This is a genomic window from Piscibacillus salipiscarius, assembly GCF_042685285.1.
Classification (GTDB): Bacteria; Bacillota; Bacilli; order Bacillales; family Alkalibacillaceae; genus Piscibacillus; species Piscibacillus salipiscarius.
Map to the genome: position 1 here is coordinate 214,288 of NZ_JBHUMZ010000016.1, position 18,190 is coordinate 232,477.

The window sequence follows — 18,190 nt, forward strand, 5'->3', positions numbered from 1 at the left end:
ACTTTTTTGACTGAACAAGAACTTCAAACCCTACGAGATAAACTTAAAAGTCGACTCGATATCACATGGGATGATGCCGGTACCGATAATGATTTACTTGACATTATTAAATCGGGTATCGCTTATCTAGATGAAATCGCCGGTACTAACCTCAACTATATTGAGGATTTAAAGGCTAAACAATTGTTATTGGATTATGGGCGTTACGTTTACAACAATGTGTTTGAGTTATTTGAAATTAACTTTAATCATGAACTCTTAAAACTATCCATTCGTGAAGGGGTGGTAGCTTATGAAGCGTCTACAGATGAAACCACTTCATGAGCCCTTAAATGATGGTTTTTTAGAGTATGGCCGAGTCACACCAGTCAGAAACGGTGTTGGAAAACGAACGGGCGAGGCTTTTGTGTCTGAAGGAAAATTAGCCTTTAAAGAGCTGAGCGCTCGAGAAGAAGACTACCGCATGGCCGGACTAAAAGGGGCAAGTCTTGATATCAAGGTTAAAACGTTATGTCCGCCTAAATTAAAGCGCATAAGTAAAACACAGCTGACCGTAATGATTGACCAAATTGAATATGACGTGATTGAAGTGGACCGAGATAACCAACAACGTTATCTCTATTTTTATTTGCAGGAAGTGGGTGTGAGAGATGAATGAAAAACCTAAAGCCTATATGCAAGAACAAAGTCAAAAGATTTATGATCAACTAAACCAACACTTTAAACTACCGATTTTCCAAGATGAAGTAGGAGAAAACGAAATACCGAGTGATTATCACTTTTTTCTATTGGTGTATGGAGATATCCAGAGCACTAAAAATGATGTATTACTCCAAGATGTTTATATCATTTATACATCTCAAAACAATGCAGCAGTTGATCAAGACGTACTCGACATCATCTCTCTCATCAATCCTGTTAAAGGGGTTTCATTCAACCGAACTATTAAGCAGCGTTTAGAAATTAAAGAAACAGATGATTATTTGGATGAAGTAACCGTTCATTTTAGGAGGAAGCTAAGTTATGAGCACCAGTTACAATCTTGATTATTCAGATATACAAGCGTTAGAAGAAAAATTGGCTCGTCTTCCAGGTCAAATGGAACAAGTCATGAATGATGTGTTACATCGACAAGGAATCGAAATCACGGCTCGTCATATTACTGAACGAATGCCGGTTTCTGATCGTAATAAACGTCACGCAAAATATAGTAAATGGTGGAAAAGTGAACGTCATAATTTAGGATTTACGATTAAGGCTAAAGGCGGAGCTGCGAATAAACCGAGAAGTTTCGGTTATTTAGTTTTTCCGAATGAAGGTCGCGGTCCTCACAATCCGATGGAACAGCGTTTTATGGAAGAAGGATTAGCAGAAAGTGTTAATCCCATTCTTAATGAGTTGAATGAAGCAATTGATCAAAAATTGAAGGAGGAATTAAGCTAATGGCTACAATCGTTGAAAAATTTGATCCCATGACGATTACGAATGTGGGAGTTCAAATGATAGATACCGATGGGACCCAACAAGATGGAACCAAATTTGGTGCTGCAGGTTCTATTGGCGGTGAAACAACACTACGTGAGATTATTAAAACAGAAGAGGGCGTTGAGGTGGATAAAATTGTGAAGCCTCAAAAAATGGATTTAACGGTATCCTCTCATGTTCAGCTGAAAGTCATGCGTGATATTTTTGGCTTTTCAAACCAGGACTTAAAGCCAGGTGTTTATTCTTATGGTCAGGATTCAAAAGGGAAGCACTTTGTCTTAACGGCTGATGTGATTGATGAATTTGAAGATCACACGAAATTAGTGGCTTTCCCTAAATGTGTTAGCGCGACTGGTTTTACGTTTACGATTGAAAACGGAGCGGATGAGGTTGCGTTAATGGAATTGACATTAACGGCTTATCCGGATGACTTTAAACAGTTTTATTATGAAGCGATGGTGGAAGAACTTGAAGATACAACCATTCCAACGACATGGCATCAACAGTTTGATCGTACATTAGTAGAATCGGTTCCGACTCCCTAATGCGCCCTCCAACCTAGCAGCATCTAGCGTGACGGCTACAACCTTAACGCTAACGTGGGACGCTGTTAGCTATACGGAGGGAATCGATCATTATGAAATCTATCGTGATGGAGCATCAGTGGGGACTAGTGCGACAGCAAGTTTTGATGATACAGGTTTAACGGCTTCGACTTCTTACATGTATCAAGTCAAGGCGATTGGAACCGATGGAAAAGAATCAGAATTGAGTCAAGAACTACAAGTTACAACAACTGCTTAAAGAGTAGGGGGATCCCTGCTCTTTTTAATTTTGTGTATGATAGGAGGCTTAAATAGTGCCTAAAGTTGAAATTGTCACACTGAAAGATATGGAAGTCATTGAAGTCGATGGTGAATACGAAACTCGATTCATGAATGAAAAGCGGTACCCAGCAGCCATAACCAACTACTCATTAAGTATGGGTGAAAAAATGGGACTTACTAAGGGATCTCAATTAACCGATCTCATTAAATTATCAGCCATGGAATCTGTTCGAAGAGATCTTGAACAACAACAGTTATCAGAAGAAAGCATTGAAGCAGCTGAAGGAATTGATATTCACAATTACCTAAAAGTAATTTATCTTGCCATTATCGGGTTGAATCGAAAACTCGACCTTACTTTTGATGACTTTCTAGAAAAATACCACGAAGACACACTTACGATTATTCAAACGTATGTGAGCCTTGTATTAGCGAGTATGAACATCAATAAGAATCAGTTTGCGGAAGGATTCAAAAAAAGTACGGCTAAAAAAAGTAGGTCAAGATAAAGACGTTCGTCCACCCAATATTACATTTGAGTGTGTGGAGGACCGATATGTCATGTACTGCTTGGTCTATGGAATAGATTCCAATATTTTTTGGCATTCACCTATTCCGGATGTAGAGCGAATTTATGAAAGCAAAAAGGCATATGAAAATTGGGTACATAACCCGTTATGATAGGCAGGTGATAAGATGGCGAAACAACCTGAAACGAAAGTAACCTTTAGTGTTTTTAACAAAGAGTTCAATGAAGCTATGAATGAAATGAAAGGCGAAAGTAAACAGCTTCGAAAAGAGTTCAAGCTTCAGTCTGAACAAATGAAAGATACCGCATCCGAGACGCAAAAGTTAGAATCACGAATCGAGTATTTGGGTAAGCAACAGTCGATTGCCAAAAGGCAAATTCAAGAGACGGAAAAGCAGCTCGAAAAAGCGAAAAAAGTCTATGGCGAAAATTCAAATGAAGCCAATAAACTATCCAACCGTTTACTCGATTTGCGTATTTCTGAACAGAAACTACAAAATTCTATTAATCGAACTGAAACGGAACTCAATCAACAAGCGCAGGACATGGCTGATGCTCGAAAAGAAGCGGGCAAATTCAGGCAGTCATTAGATAAGACAGCTGAAGCAGCTAATAATGTCGGTGATTCTTTATCAACGGGTCTAACATTACCATTAGCTGGTGTAGGAGTTGCAGCCGGGGCTACAGCTATGAATGTTCAAGATTCTATTCGTCTTATGAATGACTTAGTCGGTGAAGCGGGTGATGAAGCTAAGCAGCTTGAAGAGGACTTTAGAGCTGTTTGGGATGATGGGTTTGGTAATAGCCCAGAACATGTCGCACGGTCTATTGCACTCATTAAGCAAAATATCCAAGGAATCAATAATGGATCTGAGCTACAAAAGGTCACTAAGGATATGTTAGCCCTAGCTGAAGTGACAGAGGTGGATATGAGCGAAGCGACCCGAGGGGTTAATCAGCTCATGCACAACTTCGGTATTACAGCCACGGAAGCTCTTGATTTATTTGTGAAAGGTCAGCAAGAAGGACTCAATTATTCAAATGAGATGTTTGATAATATCGCGGAATATGCCCCGTTATTTCAAGGTATGAAATTTTCGGCAGGGGAATACTTTGCGATTCTAGCCAATGGTACCCAAAACGGAGCATATAACTTAGACTACATTAACGATTTAATGAAAGAGTTTAATATACGTGCTCAAGACGGGTCTAAGCGAACAGCAGATGCCTTTAACCAAATGTCTAAAGATACACAAGAGGTTTTTGAAGCATTTGAAGATGGGGAAGCCACAACGAAAGATTTGTTTAATACCGTTATTCCTGAACTCGAAAACATGGATGATCAAGTCCAAGCCAATCAAATTGGTGTTGAATTGTTTGGCACAAAGTGGGAAGACATGGGGGCTGACACGGTTTATGCCTTAGATGATGTCAATGAATCACTGTCAGACACACAAGGGGCTATGGATGAGTTATCTAAGTCTCAAGAAGAGACGTTTAACCGTGAATTTCAGCGAACACTTAGAGGCATTTTAAAGGCATTAGAACCTATTGGTGAAGAATTACTAGAAATTGCTCAGGAGATCACACCTAAAATACAAGAGTTATCGGATTGGTTTGTTGAACTAGATGATGAAACGCGCAATGTTTTGTTAACTCTAGCAGGAGCTGCAGCGGTTGCGGGTCCAGCGTTAAAAGTGTTTAGTGGGCTAACTTCGATTGTTAAAACATTAACGGGTGCTATTGGACTAGCCAGTAGTGGCGGGTTAGTATCAAGACTTGCTTTATTAAGTCGTGCGGGTCCGATTGGGTTAGCTATTGCGGGGGTTGTTGGATTGGGGGCTGCGTTATATACCACGTTAGGCCGAACCAAAGAATTTGACGAAGCCTCGTTAGAGACGGCGGATAAACTCATGAAGCAACATCGTAGTAATGAAGAGTTAATTAACAGTTATGACGAGCTTCGCCAAAAGTCGAAGTTAACCACCGATGAGTTTGCGAGATATGTTGATTTACAAGACCGATTAGATGAAACACATAACCCTCAGACGTTAAAAGATATCAAAGATGAAATGGCTAAGCTGCAGGAAAAATCAGGTTTATCTGCGAAACAGTTTGACCGGATGGTTGGGTTAAACCAAGATTTAGTTGAAGTGATGCCAAACGCCACAACAAAGATCACAGAGCAAGGGAATAAAGTGGCCGGCACGACCGATGAAATGAAGAAATACAATCAAGAATTGCAGACCATGGCTACACGCAAAGTCGAAGACCATTTTTATCAGCAGCTCGAAAATCAAAACAAATTATTAGAAGAGCGTAATCAACTTGAAAAAGATTTGACCAGGACTCGCAAAGTCGAAGATGAAATTAGTAACATGTTGGTCAATTACAATAAGACCTTACTCGCGAATAAACGTGAACAATATGAACAAACACTTCAAGAACTAGATGCCCAAATTATCAAACGACAGAATCAAAATAAGTCAGTTAATAAACTTATGGAGCAAAAAGCCATCAATAAAGCCTTATTAGGATTAACGAGACTAACAAAAGATGAGCTATTCGAAGAGTATAACACTTACCGTAAGCAAAACACTGAACAAAAGGAAAAATTAGAAGCTAAAGAACAAGAACTAGGAAAGTTAGAGTTGTCTCTACAGCGTCTTCAGGAACAATACTTGCTTGAAGCAGGTATTACGGATGAAAATGCTAAACAAGCTGTTCGAGAAGGGAAGACATTATCTGTTTTAGATAAACAAATTGCAGCTCTAAAAGAAAACAAGCAAGAGCTTCAAGAACAATATCCAGCTGCATTGCGAAATACAGATGAATATCGTAAGGCAGTCAGTGAGATTGATAAACAAATTGGTAAACTGGAGTCTACTAAAGGCAAAATTAATGAGTTAAATGGAGTGGCAGCTGAATTCACAGATGAACTTGGCAGAGACGTTAACAAAAATGCCAATGTAAATGTATCACCATCTGTCAGTGATATCAATGCTGCATTATCTGAACCTGTTTATCGAAAGGTTAACGTGAGCGTTACTGAGTATACGCGAAGTCGATTATTGAGTTCTTACGCAGATGGTACCAACTTCCACACCGGTGGTCCCGCACTCGTTGGGGAAGAAGGGCCTGAGCTTATCCGTGAAGGTAACAAATGGTCGCTAACTAGTTTTGGCATTCTTCCACATTTAAAACGTGGTGCTCAGGTCTTCACCTATGAACAAACACAAAAAATCCTAAGAGGCATTAATCAGTTACCAGCTTATGCGAGTGGTGTAGGTGTAAGTGAATCCATGAATAACCGTCTAAATGATTTGTCTTCTGACTTAACGTTAAGGAATCAAGTGTCAAATCAAATGAAATTTGATATAGGTGTCGGAGATGTTGTTCTGGATGGTCAACAAGTGGGACAAATTATTTGGAAGCCTGTTCAAGACTATATGCAACGAGAAGAAGCAATTGAAAAAGAGTTTAAATAGAGGTGAGGGATGTGAAAAGTGAGTTAAATTTCAAAGTCAGAAAACAAAACACTGAATACGACATGCATGAATTAGGGGTGTGGGTTGAATCGTTTCACATACACTCACCAAACAGCCAAAAGACCACTTTACAAATGCCAGGTAAGCATGGATCACGATTAATGCAATCTTCGCAAGGTGTTCGAACGGTTGACATATCTATGCAGTTGGAACAGAACAGTTTGTTTGAATACGATGAATTGAAGCATCAAATTTATGATATTTTCTATTCGGATGACACACTGACCATTGTAAGAGATTTACGACCTGATCGTGAAATTTATGTCATTCAAGAAGGCGATTATGATTTGGAGAATATCACTAAATCTGATGGGCGTTTTGAGCTATCGTTAACTATGATTGACCCTTATATATACGGTAAAGAATTATTTGAACCATTAGCGTCAACAGCTGGAACAATTATCAATGTTGAAGGCACGAATCCTACTCAGCCGATTATTGAACTCGATGTGTTAGCTCCCATCACGTTTGCTTTAGTCAGTAATGGAGACGAATTTATGATGATTGGCCAACCTGTCGATGTGAAACAAACACCGGTCCAAAAAGAAGAGCGGGTGTTTTATCATGGCATGGAATCCATGACAGGTTGGGTATCAACGAATGTCATAGGTGAAGGTTATATTAACGGTTCAATGGATTTTGACAGCACGGGATTTTTCCCTGTTTTTGCTGCTCCCAATCCGGATGAACAGGAGTGGCATGGCCCAGCTATGAAACACAGCTTGTCAGAAACCGTCCAGGATTTTAAAGCTGATATGGGTTTTCGGTTCTATGCTGAAAGTCGCGGGGGTTCCGTTGGACGGATTGAAATGTATGGGTTAGATGCGACGAATGGCATTGTCTTTCGAGCGTTCATCGAAGATAAGTGGAAAGGGAGAGACCACTTTGGGGTTCAATTAGAGTTAGGTAACGGGATGGTAACGGACTATTTGACCTTGCCTAAGTCGCTAGAGGATATGTATGGACGCTTAAAAGTCTTTCGTGAGGGTAATAAATGGACATTAATTATTCAACATTTAAGAGATGGCACGGGACAAATTGTTGAAAGAGAATGGAGACGAACCCTAACGACAGATGCCGTGATGCAACCAGTGTCCCAAATCCAATTGGCGTTTCAAAAATTTTATGATTTACCTGAAGAAGACATGGAAGTACTCCTCATGCGCTGTTATAAACTTAATGATGTCCAAGGGATTCCATATATCGCAAACGCTGGTGACAAAATTGTATTTGATCATAGAGACACTCAACAACGCAGCCCAGAAATTCGGGTTAATGGTGAGTTGCGTAATGATCTCAAAGATTTTGGCGCTACACCGTTCAGTTTACAACCCGGTAAGAACACCTTAGCTTTATTACCTGATAATGCGGTTCAAGCTATTTTACGCTATCGCCCAGCCTATAAGTAAGGAGGTGATCATGATTGCAATCACTCATTCATCTAGCTGACAAACAAACAGGTGAAGTACTCGATTATATTACGGAAGATAATTACTGGCGAGATAACCGCCGAATTAATTTAACATCAAACCGAGATACGTTTGATTTTATTACCTTTTCAGATAAGGCATTTTCAACTCATATCCAAGATCAGAACCGTTTGGTGATTCCGGATAAAAAGGTAGGGTTTGCCGAATTTATTATTGATCAGCATATTGAAAGACTTAATCAAAATGGCAGTCACGAAAAACAAGTTTATTCGACAGCTAGTTATTTGCGATTAAAAAAAGCAAAAATCATTGACCCACAAGAAACAACGGCAGAGACTGCTGCATATCATACAACGGAAACTTTAAAAGGAACCGGTTGGAATGTTGGAAAAATAGCTCATACAACCTTACGGTCATTCAATATTGAAGAGCATACCAATCCTTATAGCTTTCTAAAGAGAATAGCCAGTGAGTTTAATCTTGAGTTGCAATTTCGAATTGCTATAGAAAATGGAAAGATTGTTCGGTATGTCGACATGCTAGAACGGATTGGCAGATGGCGAGGCTTTGAAGTCACCTTTGGGCACAATCTATTAGGCATTGAACGGAAAAGTAAATCTACGAATGTTGTAACGGCTTTACTCGGTGTGAGTCCAGCTGATGTCGATGGCCAAGTTAAAACAGCTCTTATCGAAGATCAAGAAGCCTTAAAACGTTGGGGTGTGCCAAATGCTAATGGTCAACTGCAACATTTATATGCGGTTTACCATCCACAGTCGTCTGACCCTGATATGACGCAAGAACGATTAGAAACGCTCACCACAAATGAACTCGAAAAGCGTGTGAACGCGACCATTGAATATACGACGGATATTGCTACCTTGTCGAATAAGTTAGGACAGCAAGTGTTTATTGGCGATACGGTCAGAGTAAAAGATGAAAAGTTTAATCCAGCCTTATATCTAGAAGCTAGAGTTCATACAGCTGAGGGTAGTATAAAAGAACATGCTAGAACTAAAATTGTCCTGGGCGACTATGTTGAGTTCACCCAGGAAGAAGTCATGTCAATTTGGCGTAGTTTACAAAAACAAGTAGCTAGTAAAATTGAAGATGCCGAGCTTCGAGATTACACTTACAATAAACTGACCATTGATGATAAAGATACTACCGTTTTTGAAGATGGCAAAACGTTCGCCGAATTACAAGCAAATGATGCCCAAACTGCAGCTGAAAGTTATGCAGATACCGTTTCAAGTCAGGCTCAATCAGCAGCCGAAAGTTATGCGGATGCAGCAGCTGGCCAAGCCTTAATTGATGCTCAAAATTATGCAGTCGCGCAAACCGTTTATGATAACAAAATGACTGAAATAGCGAGTGATTTAAGTGATAAAGCAGACATAACGTATGTTGATGGTGAACTCGTAAGCAAAGCTAATAAAGGCGATGTCTATACAATTGAGGAAGTCGATAATGCACTATTAAACAAAGTGTCCGTCACACAATATCAAACGGATATGGACGGTGTTGTTCAAGACTTAAACACTCATAGTACTCTTATTGGGCAAAACCAGGATGCTATAGCTTTAAAAGCTGACAGTAGCCGGGTGGATATGATAGAAGGAACTGTTCAGGATCATAGTGCTGAGTTAACTGTCATGAGTGATGAGATTTCAAGCAAAGTAGAAGCTGATTATGTCGATGGCATCGTGGGCAACATGGATACTAGATTGCGATTTGACGGTATGGATGATTATGTTGAAGTTAATAATGTGGGAAGTTACCTCAATTCTACTAATTCCTTCACTGTTGAGTTTAATATTAAGTATATTGAGTTTGTAAATCATATGGTGGCTTATGGAAATAAAGCAAAAGAATTCTGGTTTGAACCTTTTAAGACTGATGATGTAAGCACGGGTATTTCTGCAAATTTTGTAGATACAAATGGAACAAGTCATCAATTAAACACAGGATATGTTTTACCATCCACTGCCACTTGGTATTGGTTATCTTACACCTGGGATGGAAGGTATTTAAAAGCATTTTTAAATGGTGAAGAAAAAGGAAGTTTAGATACTGGCGGAGTTACTGCGGATTTACCTATTATTCACTATATAGGTTCATATGGTGATGGATCTAACAATATTAATGGGGAAATGAAAAATGTTAGAGTGTGGGATAGCCCTTTAACCAAAGAACAAATCCAAAGTAATATGAATTCTGAATTAACGGGTACAGAAACAGGCCTTGTAGGATACTGGAAAATGAATGATGGTGTTGGTAACATTGCATATGATAGTGCAGGTAATAACGACGGAATTATTAGCGGAGCAAGATGGCAAGGCATAGCTACAACACCTGCTGGTTTGCTGGACGTTACTGTATCTGAACACACTACTCAAATCACACAAAATGCTAATCAAATCGAATTAAAAGCGGAAGCTTCAACTGTCGACACGTTATCAGGTGATGTCAGTAATATGCAATCAACGATCACGCAACATGCCAATGAAATTGAGTTAAGAGTGCGGGAAGATAATGTAGTATCCGCCATTAACTTATCATCTGAAAGCACCACGATTAATTCTAGTAAAATTAATCTAGTGGGGGCTGTGACCGTTTTATCGGATATCACAGGTAATTTAGGAACGATTAACGCTGGTCAAATTCTAGGTATTTATATAGAAGGGGCAGAAATTGTTCAAAATGCAGGTAGTGGTCATACCAGTATCCACTTGAACAATGAAGGGTTGATTGTTAAAGATAGTACCAATAATGATCGACTCGCCATTGTAACCGATGAATATGCATTTCAGGGTGCAAATCCATCTAGTATTTATTTTGAACCGAATACATCACAAGAATTCATTCTAGGCACCCTTCATGAAGGATTGGGTGAAGCCTTTTTAGGGTTTGTTGATTATCACAGTGGTTACTTTTTTAATATCAGAAACCGCGGTGGTCGAATTACGCTTGATGCGAATGAAGTTTATTCTTATGCCAATCATGCCGTGCAAAGTAATGGTCCCGGTTTACAACTCGAAGGCAGAAATCACTTTTATATAGAGTTTTATAAAAATGGAAGAACTAATGGGCGTAGTGGTTATTTTGGTTATCCTAATTCGACATCAAATGATGTCACCTTTTCAAACGAGATGAATGGTGGTTGGATTAGTTTTAATGCTGTTGGCGGTGGTAATGCAAATAGAGTGGTTGACATGAGAGCTAACATTGGTTCTGGTAATAACGTTTCTCTCCGTTTACCTGGGCTTGACACGTATACCACTTCTTCAAGTCCGAATCTATATATTAGTGGGGCTCATCACATTATACGTTCAACTTCAGCAAGAAAATACAAGAAGAATATTGAACCTTTAGAAGAAGAATACGCGTTTAACTTTTTTGATAATGCCGAGCCTGTATGGTATCAATCTAAGGCCAATGCAGATCCTGATCATTATGGGTATTATGGTTATATTGCTGATGATATAGCGCCAATAGAACCTCGATTAGTTAAGTTTAAAGACTATGATGAAAACGGCGATCCATATTTTGAACCAATTGGCGACGTTTATGAATGGGCTGAACCAGAAGGGTTTCACTATGATCGCGTTCCAGCATTATTGCATAAAGTGATGAAAGTAAAATTTACAGAGTATGACAATCGACTCAATTATTTAGAAATTGAGAATCAGTTGATGAAAGAACGGATTAGACAATTAGAGGAGGCCTCTTAATATGCAGGTGAAAATTAAACACGCTAAACTAGGGCAGGTCATTGACCTGCTTTTTAATTTGAGTTTGAAAGGCAAACAATCAAGGCATCGTACTAAATTTATTCAAAAGCTAAGTGAGCGTTATAAAGAAGTCGAAGAACAACGCATTGAATTGGCCAAAGAGTTTGCGAAAAAAGATGAAAATGACGAGCCCCTAAAAACGAAAGATGGAAAAGGGTATGAAATAGAGGACCAAGAAGCGTTTCAAAAAGAAATAAAAGAATTGTTTGAAGAAGAGTTGGTCATTGATGGGGGTGATAACCAAGGAATGCTGCAAACCGTTAAGAAGGTGTTGGATGAATGCGATGTGGCTTTTAGTGGTGTACAAGCCACTGCTTATGACTATATATGCGATCAATTAGAGGAGGGTGTTAAACATGATTAACAGCTTAACTATTAAAGTGAACAATATCCAATTTGTGCACACAGGAGAAGAACCGACCGTAAATATTCATTTCCGCGGAGTGGATCCAGATAATCAACTTAACGTGAATGGGTATGTCCCCGTTACAAATGATGAATATGAAGCCAATTCAGGAGTTAACCAGCTAGAACAATTAGTAAGAGAAAAATTGACCGAACGAATGACAGTGTAATTCATCGTTGGGAGTACGAGAGGTGCCAATAACCTCTCTTTTTTAATGACCAAATATATAGAGGGAGGTCAAACTTATGACTAATAAGGAGATGAATCAAAGATGGGAAGTGTTAATTTGTCTTATTTAGAAGCAGCACATTTTTATTTATTCGGAGAAGTGAAATTTCTTCACTTACTACTATTATTAATGGCGCTGGATATCATCACAGGTGTGTTTAAGGCTTTTAAAAACCGTAATCTGTGGAGTAGGAAAAGTTTATTTGGATATGCCAGGAAGGTTCTTATATTAGTTGTGATTATCCTGGCGAACGTAATTGATCAAATACTAGGATTAAATGGAACGGTTGCCTATGCAACGGTTCTTTTTTATATTGCGAATGAAGGCCTGTCAATTATGGAGAACTTAGCAGCTGTTGGTGTAGATGTACCTCCAGGACTATCTAAGAAACTGAGCAGTATCAGTGAAGACAATAAGAGTGTAACCCAAGAAATGCGAGAAGAATTCTCAGATAAGGAGCGTCGATAAAGATGGCAACATTTATTTATCCAAGCGTTAAAAGAGTAACAAGTGAGTTTAGATCAAATACGAGGCCAGATCACCATGGAACCGATTATGCTCAACCAGGTTATCATGAAATTAAAGCGGTCGCTGATGGAAAAGTCACACGTTCGTACGAATCAGGTTCTTACGGCCAGTGTATTATGATTGAACATCACATTAATGGCGAGACATGGGAGTCCGTTTATGCTCATATGCGCGATGGTTCACGCAAAGTTCATGTTGGGGACCATGTTAAGCAAGGACAAGTTATCGGTGTAATGGGGAATACGGGCCATTCATTTGGCCAACATTTACACTTTGAATTGCATAAAGGAAACTGGAACATCAACAAAACGGATGCTGTTAATCCAGAAAAATATTTAGGAAGAAATCTTTACGCTGCTAACTTAAAAGTAGATGGATTATGGGGCAGTATAACAACTAGAGGTCTTCAAGAAGCATTAGGTACCGTAGAAGATGGTATTATTAGCGATCAATATAAGAATGACGTAACGAAAATGATTGTCAGTGGTATTACGTTTGGCCAAGGTGGCAGTTTAGTGATTAGAGCCTTGCAACGTAAAATCGGTGCAGCTGTTGATGGTTACTTAGGTCCTGAAACAGTTAGAAAACTTCAGAGATATTTAGGAACACCTGTTGATGGTGTGATTAGTGACCCAAGTTTAGTAGTTAAAGAGCTACAGCGAAGATTAAATAAAGGTATTCTATAAATACCAACTTCTATAATAATTCAATAATATTAAATAAAACAGATTACAAATAACGTCATTTATCCCCTCTTGGAATGGAGGGGGTGAATGATTTTTTTCAATATCATTATTCCAAGTGAAAATGGATAAATTCATCTTTTGATATAGTGACTATTATTTCTATGCAAAACAATTATTTCAAAGCTTTTATTAACAGTTCTTTGCTTTATAATCATTTAATATGAAATGGTTTAAGTACATCCACCATTGTATTTTATAAAATACAATTTATTTTTGCAGGATTTTCTCATTACATGTTGAAATATATTATTAACACACATTGAAAACTCTAACTAGTTACTAAAAATAATATAAACGGAGGTTTTATTATGAAGTTTTTATTATCTCTATCACTGATTTTGGCGTTAAGTTTTAGCTTTACGATTTATGTGTCAGCAGAAACTTTAACAGAGGATCAAACACAAATCCCAATTAATGGTTCAAGCTGGGATTATGGATTAGGTTACTCAGCATTTAATTTAACAAGCAGTGGAAGTATATATGTACTAGCACAGACAAATTATGTAGGGGCTAGTTCTGTATATGTTCAGATTGAACCAGGAACTAATGGGTCTTCTATTAAACGGTCTAATTCGAGTGCTGGAGGATCAGTCAGCATCACACAAGGTATGGGTACTTATAATAATTCAAATTTATATCATAATTATTCTACCCATAGAATTTATAAAAATGGAGTGCTTGCTGGCACCGGTAACACTAGTATTCATTGGTGATCATAAGCAATTAGGATGAAACTATGAAAAAAATTATAACAATATGCACTCTAGCTTGTTTTATTTTATTTAGTTGTAATACAACTAATGATATAAAACGAAATATACGATACAAACAATCTAATATAAATGGTTTCAGTTTAGGTTTATATGATGAGACTTCTAGTGATAGACATCAAGTAATATATAAATTAAAAAGCGATGAGTCCTTTACTCCGACTATTAAAATAAATAATAATTTTAATAGAGGTTTTACTTATAGACTATTAATATTACAAAATTATGAACAAAAAGAAATTAAACTCAATAATAAAATGATGGATTATATTGACGTTAATATAGGTAGAAATCAGAGCAAAGAATTTCGAATTGAAGTTAATGTTGAAAAAGGTGTTAATGATTTATTGATTTTATGTATTAGAGACCCTGATAATATTCTAGATAAAGAACAATACGTACCAACTGGCACTGTTTATTTAGCTAGAAGAGCTGTTACTATAAAAGGTGTAGAATATAAGCAAAAAAATATACCCCCTAAAAAAATAACTATTTATAAAGAAAATGAATCTAATGACGGTTCTCGAACTTCGCCATATGTTGTATTAGAAAATAACGATAAAAAAGAATTGTCTATGAATAGAATACCTAACAGCTTTTCCGGCTCAATGTATTTAAAAATGGGCAATAGTAGTAAAAGGACAAACTATGCTATATTCGCCATATTAGGTTCGGAATTAATGAAAATTGAAACTCCTTATATAATAGTGCATGAAAAAGGGGATTTTAAATTAAAGTTAATGGATTTGCCAATTGAAGGCGAACTTAATAAAAATTTGATAGTCGGAGTTATAGAAAATCCTTTCACTCTTGACAAAGATGAACTAGTTCAACAAAAAGTTGAATTTGTTAACTTAATTTCATTAGTGGAAAAATAATAAAAGAGGGAGTACTCCCTCTTTTATTATTTTTTGTTTTTACTTGTATAATGTGAACCTGCTTTAATCCATTTATTTGTTTTGGGATCAAAAACAGCATATTTAAACTGCAGTTTGTCATTTGAGTCTATCCAACTCGCATAAAAATAAACTTCTGTTTCAGGTGGCGAGTTCGGCTTTCCGTTGTATATTGAATCGGGTAAATACTTAAAAATCTTTTCCTTTTCCAATATCCTTTTTATTTCTTTATACTCAGTTATTATTCGTACATTTTTGTTAGCTAATTTATACTCCTCATAAAAGTCTGGATTTACTCTCTCTAATACTTTATCCAATTCACCGCTCTCGTTTTTTTCAGCAATAATTTCTTCACTAAAACTTATAAACAGTAAAAGAAACATTAAGGAAATTAATAAATGTAATTTTCTCATCTAAAATAATCACTCCTTTATTATAAGGATTGATAATTAGTGGATAAAATATACAAAATATTTATTCTCTAACTGAAATTTAATTACTCCAATATGTATTGTTACAGACTATCAATTAGGAGTGATTACTACAAGGTTAGACTTTTATGCAAGTTGAATCCATTTAATTATTGATCCCATCATTTCATTGAATATAAACACACCTCTAAATAATAAATAGATAACCATTATTTCCTGATTAAGTATTTTGTTTCTCTATAATCTAAATGAGGATTAGAATTATTCATTCAGAACACTAGAGTTAAGTATAACTAAAGTTATATGAACCAATAATAATAATTCAACATATAAATTTTGAACTTGTAAGACTATTGTCACATTTTGTATAATGTTGGTAATGGTAAATAAAGGGGGAATATTTTATGGAGAAAGTATTAGAAATCGTGAAATCAAAGTACTTTGTAGCGATAGTCGTTGCTATCATATTTATCGTGATTGGTTATCAAGCAGGTTACGGTAGTGGGTTTGATGATAAGAAGGCTTTGATTGATAATAAGAAAGTTTCTTATGAGAGTCTAAATGAACAAGTTAAAGGGCTACAAACAGATGTTAGTAGTTATGATGAAGAATTGGCTGCTAAGGAAAGTGAACTAAAAGATATTAATAGTCAACTTGAAGAAAAGAAATCCGATTTAGAAAAGTTAATACAACTTGAGAAAGACCGAGATATTCTAAAATCGGAAAAATCAAATCTGGAGTCCGAGGTTAATTCATTAAGAGACAGTGTAGATAAATTGGAATCTAAACTTGCTGATTTAAAAGGTGGAGTCGAAAGAGCTGAAGGTGAAGCTAAACGTTTAGGTGCTGGACAATACCTGGTCGGAATGGACTTACCACCAGGTCGTTACGAAGTCTTTCCAGAAGGGTCTGGTAGTAATTTTGTGGTTTATAACAGTGAGGGAAGTTTAAAAGTAAATACGATATTAGGTAATAATGGTGTAGATAGCTATGTATTCTTGGTTAATGAAGAAGATTATATCGAAACAGAGGCGGCAGTTAAATTTGTGCCAGTAGAATAACAAAAAAGAGAAGGGTCTATTATTAGATCCTTCTCTTTTAGTGTATATTTTAGAAAACTTTAATCTAAGTCATAATTAATTCACCCATGAATTACCCAGTATTTACCCAGAAAAATTAATTTAATTTTATTTAGAAAAACTCAAAACACTTTTATAATGTGGATTATATCAGCATTTAGCTTAATTTTATTTAGATTAAATTAAGCAAGGTATGTTCAGAACTCAAGTTCATCCTTGGGAACGTGAGCAATATATGAGTAGTTATTAATATGATTAAACCCCTTAGTACATGGTGTGCTAAGGGGCTTTTTTTGCTAATTTAATAATTAATAAATATATAAAAAGCTGTCCCTTTTACAGGAACAGCTAATTCATTAATATTAGTGAATTTCCCGATACAAACCAATGACTTTTCCTAAAATAGAAACCTGATTCAATATAATAGGTTCCATCGTTGGATTTTCAGGTTCCAGGCGGTATTGGTTTTCATCTTTAAAGAAACGTTTAACCGTTGCTTCGTCATCTTCAGTCATGGCAACCACGATATCCCCGTTATTCGCCGTTGCTTGTTTTCTAACGATGACCATGTCTCTGTCAAAAATCCCAGCTTCTATCATACTATCACCTTGGATTGAAAGAACAAAGACGTCATCTTCAGTTGCTGAAATAGTAGATGGAATCGGGATAAATTCTTCTACATTTTCAATCGCCGTAATAGGTTCGCCGGCCGTTACTTTACCGATTAAAGGAGCGTATAAAGCGCTACGTTCATGGACGGTACTACCGTCATCATACACGATTTCAATAGCCCTAGGTTTAGTAGGGTCGCGCCGAATATAACCCTTTTCTTCTAATCTAGATAAATGACCATGAACAGTAGAACTTGAAGCTAAGCCAACAGCTTCGGCAATTTCTCTAACAGAAGGTGGGTAACCTTTTAAATTGACATTATTAACTATGAAATCAAAAATCTCTTTTTGTCTCTTTGATAGTTTTTTCATATTTTCACCTCAACGTTTAATCCTGGGTTTATTATAGCAATATTAACCAATATAAGCAAACATTCGTTCGTAAAAATTTAAAAACTTGTCTAAGAAGGATTCAACATGTAAAATGACAATCGAACCTATATAAAGGAGTTTTTTTGAATGATTTCTGATGAACGAATTAAACGGATAAATGAATTAGCTAATAAATCAAAGACAGAAGGTTTAACTGATCAAGAAAAGAAAGAGCAAAAGAAGTTAAGAGAAGAGTATTTACAAGCATTTCGGCAGTCATTTAAGAACCAACTAAAATCAGTTAAAGTTGTAGACCCTGAAGGTACAGATGTTACACCTGATAAATTAAAGAACGAAAAAGAAAATGGTCAAAAGCACTAAAAGGTTTCTTCAAATAGAAGGAATCTTTTTTTGTATGGATTTATCGATAGATTTGTTATAATAAATTTTGTGTGATTAATGATACATAAAGGGTATGGTATTTAAGGATGACAAGTTTTGTGTTGTGT

19 protein-coding genes and 1 pseudogene are annotated in these 18,190 nt (G+C 36.8%); 18 read left to right on the top strand and 2 right to left on the bottom strand.

All coding sequences use genetic code 11. The annotated features are described in order from the left end of the window. The first annotated feature begins 6 nt into the window (after positions 1-6). The 16 genes and pseudogenes from ACFSW4_RS05895 to ACFSW4_RS05970 all read left to right on the top strand — a co-directional run bounded on the left by ACFSW4_RS05895 (position 7) and on the right by ACFSW4_RS05970 (position 15,170). Positions 7-324 (top strand): hypothetical protein, encoded by a 318-nt coding sequence (locus tag ACFSW4_RS05895; protein WP_054751379.1) that lies wholly within the window; start codon positions 7-9, stop codon positions 322-324. After that, positions 308-658 carry a head-tail adaptor protein gene (locus ACFSW4_RS05900; RefSeq protein ID WP_377328141.1) on the top strand — a complete coding sequence of 117 codons (351 nt, stop codon included), beginning with the start codon at positions 308-310 and terminating at the stop codon, positions 656-658. Before ACFSW4_RS05895 ends, ACFSW4_RS05900 begins: the two co-directional genes overlap by 17 nt. Beyond that, the gene (locus ACFSW4_RS05905; RefSeq protein ID WP_054751376.1) at positions 651-1,046 is read left to right on the top strand and encodes a hypothetical protein; all 396 of its coding nucleotides are present in this window, start codon (positions 651-653) and stop codon (positions 1,044-1,046) included. Before ACFSW4_RS05900 ends, ACFSW4_RS05905 begins: the two co-directional genes overlap by 8 nt. Next, the gene (locus ACFSW4_RS05910; protein ID WP_279401179.1) at positions 1,024-1,443 is read left to right on the top strand and encodes a hypothetical protein; all 420 of its coding nucleotides are present in this window, start codon (positions 1,024-1,026) and stop codon (positions 1,441-1,443) included. The genes ACFSW4_RS05905 and ACFSW4_RS05910 overlap by 23 nt, the downstream gene beginning before the upstream one ends. Then, positions 1,443-2,030, top strand: a complete 588-nt coding sequence (locus ACFSW4_RS05915) for a hypothetical protein (protein WP_054751374.1) — start codon at positions 1,443-1,445, stop codon at positions 2,028-2,030. The genes ACFSW4_RS05910 and ACFSW4_RS05915 overlap by 1 nt, the downstream gene beginning before the upstream one ends. A 13-nt stretch (positions 2,031-2,043) precedes the next feature. After that, positions 2,044-2,289, top strand: a pseudogene (locus tag ACFSW4_RS05920) (fibronectin type III domain-containing protein); the annotation flags it as partial. 55 nt (positions 2,290-2,344) lie between these two features. Continuing rightward, on the top strand, positions 2,345-2,821 hold the full coding sequence (locus ACFSW4_RS05925) for a hypothetical protein (protein ID WP_377328071.1): 477 nt from the start codon (positions 2,345-2,347) through the stop codon (positions 2,819-2,821). A 187-nt stretch (positions 2,822-3,008) separates the two neighbouring features. Next, the gene (locus tag ACFSW4_RS05930) at positions 3,009-6,329 is read left to right on the top strand and encodes a phage tail tape measure protein (RefSeq protein ID WP_377328073.1); all 3,321 of its coding nucleotides are present in this window, start codon (positions 3,009-3,011) and stop codon (positions 6,327-6,329) included. Positions 6,330-6,340: 11 nt separating this feature from the next. Next, positions 6,341-7,798, top strand: coding sequence for a phage tail domain-containing protein (locus ACFSW4_RS05935; RefSeq protein ID WP_279401178.1), 1,458 nt, complete (start codon positions 6,341-6,343; stop codon positions 7,796-7,798). Between the two features lie 14 nt (positions 7,799-7,812). After that, positions 7,813-11,553, top strand: coding sequence for a phage tail spike protein (locus tag ACFSW4_RS05940; RefSeq protein WP_377328075.1), 3,741 nt, complete (start codon positions 7,813-7,815; stop codon positions 11,551-11,553). Position 11,554: 1 nt separating this feature from the next. After that, on the top strand, positions 11,555-11,977 hold the full coding sequence (locus ACFSW4_RS05945; RefSeq protein ID WP_377328077.1) for a DUF1617 family protein: 423 nt from the start codon (positions 11,555-11,557) through the stop codon (positions 11,975-11,977). Then, positions 11,970-12,188, top strand: a complete 219-nt coding sequence (locus tag ACFSW4_RS05950) for a hypothetical protein (protein WP_054751352.1) — start codon at positions 11,970-11,972, stop codon at positions 12,186-12,188. Before ACFSW4_RS05945 ends, ACFSW4_RS05950 begins: the two co-directional genes overlap by 8 nt. 102 nt (positions 12,189-12,290) lie before the next feature. Next, positions 12,291-12,716, top strand: a complete 426-nt coding sequence (locus ACFSW4_RS05955) for a phage holin family protein (protein WP_377328079.1) — start codon at positions 12,291-12,293, stop codon at positions 12,714-12,716. A 2-nt stretch (positions 12,717-12,718) separates the two neighbouring features. Then, positions 12,719-13,462 carry a M23 family metallopeptidase gene (locus tag ACFSW4_RS05960; protein ID WP_054751350.1) on the top strand — a complete coding sequence of 248 codons (744 nt, stop codon included), beginning with the start codon at positions 12,719-12,721 and terminating at the stop codon, positions 13,460-13,462. Positions 13,463-13,830: 368 nt separating this feature from the next. Further along, positions 13,831-14,235, top strand: coding sequence for a hypothetical protein (locus ACFSW4_RS05965; protein ID WP_377328081.1), 405 nt, complete (start codon positions 13,831-13,833; stop codon positions 14,233-14,235). 23 nt (positions 14,236-14,258) lie between these two features. Further along, positions 14,259-15,170 carry a hypothetical protein gene (locus tag ACFSW4_RS05970; protein WP_377328083.1) on the top strand — a complete coding sequence of 304 codons (912 nt, stop codon included), beginning with the start codon at positions 14,259-14,261 and terminating at the stop codon, positions 15,168-15,170. Between the two features lie 26 nt (positions 15,171-15,196). Here ACFSW4_RS05970 and ACFSW4_RS05975 read toward each other — a convergent pair whose 3' ends face one another. Next, positions 15,197-15,601 carry a hypothetical protein gene (locus ACFSW4_RS05975; protein ID WP_377328085.1) on the bottom strand — a complete coding sequence of 135 codons (405 nt, stop codon included), beginning with the start codon at positions 15,599-15,601 and terminating at the stop codon, positions 15,197-15,199. Positions 15,602-16,023: 422 nt separating this feature from the next. Between ACFSW4_RS05975 and ACFSW4_RS05980 the strand changes: the two genes are divergently transcribed. After that, positions 16,024-16,680 carry a hypothetical protein gene (locus tag ACFSW4_RS05980; protein ID WP_054751342.1) on the top strand — a complete coding sequence of 219 codons (657 nt, stop codon included), beginning with the start codon at positions 16,024-16,026 and terminating at the stop codon, positions 16,678-16,680. Positions 16,681-17,060: 380 nt separating this feature from the next. Here the strand turns inward: ACFSW4_RS05980 and lexA are convergent, their stop codons facing one another. After that, positions 17,061-17,681, bottom strand: a complete 621-nt coding sequence (gene lexA / locus ACFSW4_RS05985) for a transcriptional repressor LexA (RefSeq protein ID WP_054751340.1) — start codon at positions 17,679-17,681, stop codon at positions 17,061-17,063. Positions 17,682-17,828: 147 nt separating this feature from the next. Between lexA and ACFSW4_RS05990 the strand changes: the two genes are divergently transcribed. After that, positions 17,829-18,062 carry a DUF896 domain-containing protein gene (locus ACFSW4_RS05990; protein ID WP_054751338.1) on the top strand — a complete coding sequence of 78 codons (234 nt, stop codon included), beginning with the start codon at positions 17,829-17,831 and terminating at the stop codon, positions 18,060-18,062. Positions 18,063-18,190 lie beyond the last annotated feature (128 nt).